This window comes from Kitasatospora sp. NPDC054939 (assembly GCF_053610105.1).
Window position 1 is genome coordinate 1 of the sequence record NZ_JBSGXP010000244.1, and the last position, 6302, is coordinate 6302.

The following is a 6302-nucleotide window of genomic DNA, read 5'->3' on the forward strand; positions in this document are numbered from 1 at the left end:
GCTGTTGAGTTCTCAAGGAACGGACACTTCCTTCGGACCGCCTTCCAGCGGGCCCTCCGGGCGCTTCGTTCTTTCGTGTTTCCAGCTTATCAGATCCGTTTGCCAGCTCTTAACCGGCGCTTTTCGAATCTGAAACCTGCTGTTAACCGTCGTCTTGCGGCGACTCGGCCAACCATAGCGGGTCGTCCGCCGGAGTGCGAATCGGGCCGCACCGGGTGTCACCCGTCCGGCGGCACCATTTGTTGCTCTCGCGAGCATATACAGCAATGGTCCGGATTCGCCAAGATGCCTGTAGAGTGCGGCGCATCGACCGAGAGGACTAGACCACTTGCGGCCGACGAACGGCCCGTCCAGGGGCGTCCGGGGAAGCCGGCGCGCCTCGCGGGTGCCGGGTCGGGACGGACGGGTGTGGCCCTTCGCGCGGGTGCGTCTGCACGCTGGTATGTCAGCAGATGTCCGAAGTTGACATGATTTACGCTTCAGTCGATGTCCTGCCGCTGTACGCGGCTGCACGCTGTACTGCGCACTTGGGAGGCTCAAACCATGACCACTGTGACGTCGCCGCTCACCGGCCGCGCCGTCGGGCTCGCCGCGGTGCCCGACCCCGTCTTCGCCGGTGCGATGGTCGGTCCCGGCACCGCCATCGACCCGGTGCGCCGACCCACCGAGGCGGTCGCCCCGGTGGACGGTGTCGTGGTGTCGATGCACCCGCACGCGTTCGTCGTGGTGGACGCGGACGGCCACGGGGTGCTGACCCACCTCGGGATCGACACCGTGCAGCTGAACGGCGAGGGCTTCGAGCTGCTCGTCGGCAAGGGCGACACCGTGGTGCGCGGCCAGGCCGTCATCAAGTGGGACCCCGCTGCCGTCGAGGCGGCCGGCAAGTCGCCGATCTCGCCGATCGTCGCGCTGGAGGCCGCCGCCGACGCGCTCGGTGACGTCGTGGAGAGCGGGGAGGTCGCCGTCGGCGACGCCCTGTTCGCCTGGAGCTGACGTACCGGGCGATCGCGCCCCTCTGTTATCCCCCGCCCCCGGGCCCGCTCGGCGCCCGGGGCTCGGGCGCGCGCCGGTGGACACCGTCGGCCGGCTCCGGACCCCCGCGAGGGGCCGTCCCGGAGCCGGCCCGCGGAGCCCGGCCTCGATCCCGACACCCTCGATCCCGACACCCTCGGCCGCGGACCCGGACGGCCCGGAGCCCCGGGGGCCGACGGGGCCGAGCCGAGCCAACCCCCCATCCCGCCCCGCCGACCCGACTCGGCCGGGGCGTCCCGGCCCAGAGCGGTTCGCGGCAGGGCCCGCGATCTCGAAGCCGACAAGCCGACAAGCGGACCAGCGGACATGCGGAGACAGTGACATGGAGAAGACCCTGCGCGGCGTGGGCGTGAGCCACGGTGTCGCGATCGGCCAGGTGCGCCACATGGGGACGGCGGTGCTGGAGCCGCCCGCCACCCAGATCCCGACCGAGGACGCTCCGCGCGAGCAGGCCCGCGCCCAGGCCGCCGTCGAGGCGGTCGCCGCGGACCTCGTCGCCCGGGGAAACCTGGCCGGCGGCGAGGCCCAGGCCGTGCTGGAGGCCCAGGCGCTGATGGCGCAGGACCCGGAGCTGATGGCCGACGTGTCCCGCCGGATCGCCGTCGGGAGCAGCGCCGAGCGCGGGATCTACGACGCGTTCGCCGCGTACCGGGCGCTGCTGGCCTCCGCCGGGGACTACCTGGCCGGTCGGGTCGCCGACCTGGACGACGTGCGCAACCGCATCGTGGCGCGGCTGCTCGGCGTGCCGATGCCGGGCGTGCCGGACAGCGACGAGCCGTACGTGCTGTTCGCGCGGGACCTCGCGCCGGCCGACACCGCGCTGCTGGACCCGACGCTGGTGCTCGGGTTCGTGACCGAGGAGGGCGGGCCGACCAGCCACAGCGCCATCCTGGCGCGGGCGATGGGCGTGCCGGCCGTCGTGGCACTGCCCGGCGCGGCCGAGGTGGCCGAGGGCACCGTGGTCGCGGTCGACGGCAGCTCGGGCGACGTGCTGGTGGAGCCGTCCGAGGAGAAGCAGGACGAGCTGCGCCGGATCGCCGCCGAGCGGAAGGCCGCGCTGGCCGCCACGTCCGGTCCCGGGCAGACCTCGGACGGGCACAAGGTGCCGCTGCTGGCCAACGTCGGCGGCCCGGCCGACCTGCCGGCCGCGCTGGAGGCGGGTGCGGAGGGCGTCGGCCTGTTCCGCACCGAGTTCCTGTTCCTGGACGACTCGGCGAAGGCTCCCGGCGAGGAGAAGCAGGTCGAGGCGTACCGGACGGTGCTGGAGGCGTTCCCGGAGGGCCGGGTCGTGGTCCGGGCGCTGGACGCGGGCGCCGACAAGCCGCTGGACTTCCTGACCCCGTCGGACGAGCCGAACCCGGCGCTCGGCGTGCGCGGTCTGCGGACGCTGCTGGAGCACCCGGAGGTCATGCAGACCCAGTTGCGGGCGCTGGCGAAGGCCGCCGAGGGGCTGCCGGTGCACCTTGAGGTGATGGCCCCGATGGTGGCCGACCGCAAGGACGCCCGGGACTTCGCGCAGGCGTGCCGGGAGGCCGGGCTGAACGCCAAGTTCGGCGCGATGGTGGAGATCCCGTCGGCGGCGCTGCGGGCGCGCTCGATCCTGCAGGAGGTCGAGTTCCTGTCGCTGGGCACCAACGACCTCGCGCAGTACACCTTCGCGGCCGACCGGCAGGTCGGTGCGCTGGCCCGGCTGCAGGACCCGTGGCAGCCGGCGCTGCTCGACCTGGTGGCGCTGTCGGCGGACGCCGCGCGGGCGGCCGGGAAGAGCTGCGGGGTCTGCGGCGAGGCCGCGTCCGACCCGCTGCTGGCCTGTGTGCTCACCGGCCTCGGGGTGACCAGCCTGTCGATGGGCGCCGCGTCGATCCCGTACGTGCGGAGCGCACTCGCCACGTACACGCTGGCGCAGTGCCGGCGGGCGGCGGAGGCGGCGCGGGCGGCGGACAGTGCCGAGGAGGCGCGGGCCGCGGCGCAGCAGGTGCTGTCGGGCGAGTAGTCGCCCGCGGGTGTGTGCCGGAGGGGCCCTTCCACGCTGGTCGTGGAGGGGCCCCTCCGGCGTGTCCGGGTCAGCCGCGGCGCGAGCGGCCGAGCTGCTCGAAGAAGCGCAGGTGGTCGAGGTTGTCGACGGAGCCCGGGTTGACGGCCTGCTCCAGCGGGGTGCCGGAGAGCAGGCGCTTGACCGGGACCTCGATGCGCTTGCCGGTGAGGGTGTGCGGGAGGCCGTCGACGACGATGACCTCGTCGGGCACGTGGCGCGGGGAGAGCTCGGTGCGCAGCGAGGTGCGGATGCGGCCGACCAGGGCGTCGTCGAGGGCGGCGCCGGGGGCGAGGACGACGAAGAGCGGCATCCAGTAGCCGCCGTCGGGCTCCTCCAGGCCGATCACGAGGGATTCGGCGATCTCGGGGAGGCGCTCGACGACCTCGTAGATGTCGGAGGAGCCCATCCGGACGCCCTGCCGGTTGAGGGTGGAGTCGGAGCGGCCGTGGATGACGACGGTGCCGCGCGAGGTGACGGTGATCCAGTCGCCGTGGCGCCAGGTGCCGGGGTACATCTCGAAGTAGCTGTCGCGGTAGCGGGCGCCGTCGGGGTCGTTCCAGAAGCCGGTGGGCATGGACGGGATCGGCTTGGTGACGACGAGTTCGCCGACCGCGTCGGTGAGCGGGCGGCCCTGGACGTCCCAGGACTCGACGGCCGCGCCCAGGCAGGGGGCCTGGATCTCGCCGAGGTGGACCGGCAGGGTGGGGACGCCGCCGACGAAGCAGGAGCAGACGTCGGTGCCGCCGCTGACGGAGGCGAGCCACACGTCGGGCTTGACCTCGTCGTAGATCCAGCGGAAGCCGTCGGGCGGGAGCGGGGAGCCGGTGGTGCCGATGCAGCGGACGGCGGAGAGGTCGAGCTCGCGGCCGGGGTGCAGGTCGGCCTTGCGGCTGGCGATGACGTACGCGGCGGAGGTGCCGAGGACGGTGGCGCGGGTGCGGGCGGCGACGGACCAGAGGGCGCCGGTGTCGGGGTGGCCGGGGCTGCCGTCGTAGGTGACGACGGTGGACCCGACGAGAAGGCCGGCGAGGAGGAAGTTCCACATCATCCAGCCGGTGGAGGTGTACCAGAGGAAGCGGTCCTCGGGGCCGAGGTCGAGGTGGAGGGCGGCCTGCTTGAGGTGTTCGAGGAGGATGCCGCCCTGGCTCTGGACGATGGCCTTGGGCAGGCCGGTGGTACCGGAGGAGTAGAGCACCCAGAGCGGCTGGTCGAAGGGAACGGGTTCGAAGACCGGCTCGGTGTCGGCGGCGACCAGGTCGTCCCAGTGCAGGGCGCCCTCGGGGGCGGGGGCGCCGAGCAGCGGGACGTGGACGACGGTGTGCAGGCTGGGCAGTTCGCGGCGGATTTCGGCGACGACCTCGGTGCGGTCGTGGTCCTTGCCGCCGTAGTGGTAGCCGTCGATGGCGAAGAGGACGGCGGGTTCGATCTGCTGGAGGCGGTCGAGGACGCTGCGGGCGCCGAAGTCGGGGGCGCAGCTGGTCCAGACGGCGCCGACGGCGGCGGTGGCGAGGAGGGCGACGGCGGCCTGCGGGACGTTGGGCAGGTAGGCGCTGACGCGGTCGCCGGGGCCGATGCCGCGGGCGCGCAGGGCGGCGGCGAGCGAGCCGACCTGGCGGCGCAGTTCGGCCCAGGTGAGGACGGCGGGCTGCTCGGTGGTCTCGTCGAGGTGGAGGACGGCCGGCTTGTCGGCGTTCTGCGGGTCCTCGCCGTGGCGCAGGGCGTGCTCGGCGTAGTTGAGGCGGGCGCCGGGGTACCAGCGGGCGCCGGGCATGGCGGGGTCGGCGAGGACGGCCTCGGGCGCGGTGGTGAAGCGGACGTCGAACCACTGGGTGACCGCGGTCCAGAAGCGGTCGAGGTCCTCGGTGGACCAGGCGTGCAGGTCGGCGTAGCGCCGGGCGGCCTCGTCGTCGTCGGGGGCGGGGGCGAGCGGGGCGGCCGGTGCGCCGTGGTGCTCGGCGGCCCAGGCCTGGAAGGCCACCAGGGTGGTGGCTGCGGCGCGAGCGGGGGTGGGGCGCCAGAGCGGCTGGTCCTGGGGTGGGGTGCTCACGGTGGTGTCTCCCGGCCGGTGGTCGGGACGGGGCCGCTTGTGGCAGGGCCCGTCCGGGTTGGGGCTGTCGGTGCAGACCCTGCCATGTGATCGGTCGGTGCGCCAGGGTCTGCCCGGCGCCCGACCTGGTCAGTTGTGCGGGGCGGGGGGCGGGTAGCCGCCGGCGAACCAGGTGTGGGCGACGCGGGTGTGGAACTCGAAGGCGAGCGGTGTGCCGGGGTCGGCGAGCTGCCAGCCGTCGGTCTCGTCGGTGGGCTTGGAGGGCGGCAGCGCGTCGAGGGGTCGGGCGGGGAGGAGGCCGAAGAGACAGAGGAAGCCGCCGCCGGTGTCGGAGGCGGTGGAGACCAGGGTGACGTCGGCGGGGTCGGCGGGGATGCCGGTCTCCTCGCGCAGTTCACGGACGCACGCCTGCTGCCAGCTCTCGCCGTAGTCGACGTAGCCGCCGGGGAGGGCGAGCTCGCCGTAGCCGGGTTCGATGGTGCGGCGGATGACGACGAGGCGGCGGTCGCCGCCGGGCAGGTCGACCGGGAGGAGGGCGACCACGACGGGGAGCGGGTTGCGGTAGCTGATCTCGGTGCAGCCGGGGCAGGTGCGCGGCCAGGTCGCGGTGCCGGCCGGGTAGGGGGTGCCGCACCAGTGGCAGTGGGAGTTCGGCCGGGGGCTGGTCCTGCTCGCCTCTTGAGTGGTCATGCCCGGATGGTAGTGGCGGTGGGCCGGGCGGGGGTGGCGGTCACGGGATGCCGGTCAGGGGGACGCCGTTCAGGGGACGCGTTGTCACGGGACGCGCCTCATGGGCAGCCGTCGGCCTGGGCGGGCCGGAGCAGCGCGGGGTGGAGCAGCCGGGCGTCGCCGGCGCGGTAGGTGCGGGCACGGGGGCCGCCGCGGCTGCCGCCGCGCTCGGTGGTGGTGCCGGTGCTCTCGACGAAGCCGGGCACCGAGAGCACCTTGCGGTGGAAGTTGCCCGGGTGGAGCTTCTCGGACCAGACGCCCTCGTAGACGGCGCGCAGCTCGGGGATGGTGAAGTCGTGCGGGAGGAAGGCGGTGGCCAGCGGGCTGTACTCGATCTTGGCGCGGGCGCGGTCCAGGCCGTCGGCGAGGATGCGGGCGTGGTCGAAGGCGAGCTCGATCGGCGCGGGCCGGTCGGCTCGGGGGCCGGTGGGCCCGTCGACGCCACCCCCGTGGATGTCC

At 74.0% G+C, this 6302-nt stretch carries 5 protein-coding genes; 2 read left to right on the top strand and 3 right to left on the bottom strand.

The genetic code is table 11. The features are described from left to right. Positions 1–543: 543 nt before the first annotated feature. On the top strand, positions 544–993 hold the full coding sequence (locus ACWGB8_RS37325; RefSeq protein ID WP_452218112.1) for a PTS sugar transporter subunit IIA: 450 nt from the start codon (positions 544–546) through the stop codon (positions 991–993). Between the two features lie 361 nt (positions 994–1354). Then, complete coding sequence (gene ptsP / locus ACWGB8_RS37330; protein WP_452218113.1) at positions 1355–3025, top strand: phosphoenolpyruvate--protein phosphotransferase; 1671 nt, start codon at positions 1355–1357, stop codon at positions 3023–3025. 70 nt (positions 3026–3095) lie between these two features. Here the strand turns inward: ptsP and ACWGB8_RS37335 are convergent, their stop codons facing one another. From ACWGB8_RS37335 to ACWGB8_RS37345, 3 genes are all read right to left on the bottom strand, one after another. Then, the gene (locus ACWGB8_RS37335) at positions 3096–5114 is read right to left on the bottom strand and encodes an acetoacetate--CoA ligase (RefSeq protein ID WP_452218114.1); all 2019 of its coding nucleotides are present in this window, start codon (positions 5112–5114) and stop codon (positions 3096–3098) included. A gap of 129 nt (positions 5115–5243) precedes the next feature. After that, the gene (locus tag ACWGB8_RS37340) at positions 5244–5804 is read right to left on the bottom strand and encodes an NUDIX domain-containing protein (protein WP_452218115.1); all 561 of its coding nucleotides are present in this window, start codon (positions 5802–5804) and stop codon (positions 5244–5246) included. A 98-nt stretch (positions 5805–5902) separates the two neighbouring features. After that, on the bottom strand, positions 5903–6302 hold a 400-nt coding region (locus ACWGB8_RS37345; RefSeq protein WP_452218116.1), incomplete at its 5' end, for an NUDIX hydrolase.

What these genes read in the sequence shown, in the direction of transcription:
- ACWGB8_RS37340 (WP_452218115.1), bottom strand. Translation starts at nt 5,804, where the DNA reads ATGACCACTCAAGAGGCGAGCAGGACCAGCCCCCGGCCGAACTCCCAC.
- ACWGB8_RS37325 (WP_452218112.1), top strand. Translation starts at nt 544, where the DNA reads ATGACCACTGTGACGTCGCCGCTCACCGGCCGCGCCGTCGGGCTCGCC.
- ptsP (WP_452218113.1), top strand. Translation starts at nt 1,355, where the DNA reads ATGGAGAAGACCCTGCGCGGCGTGGGCGTGAGCCACGGTGTCGCGATC.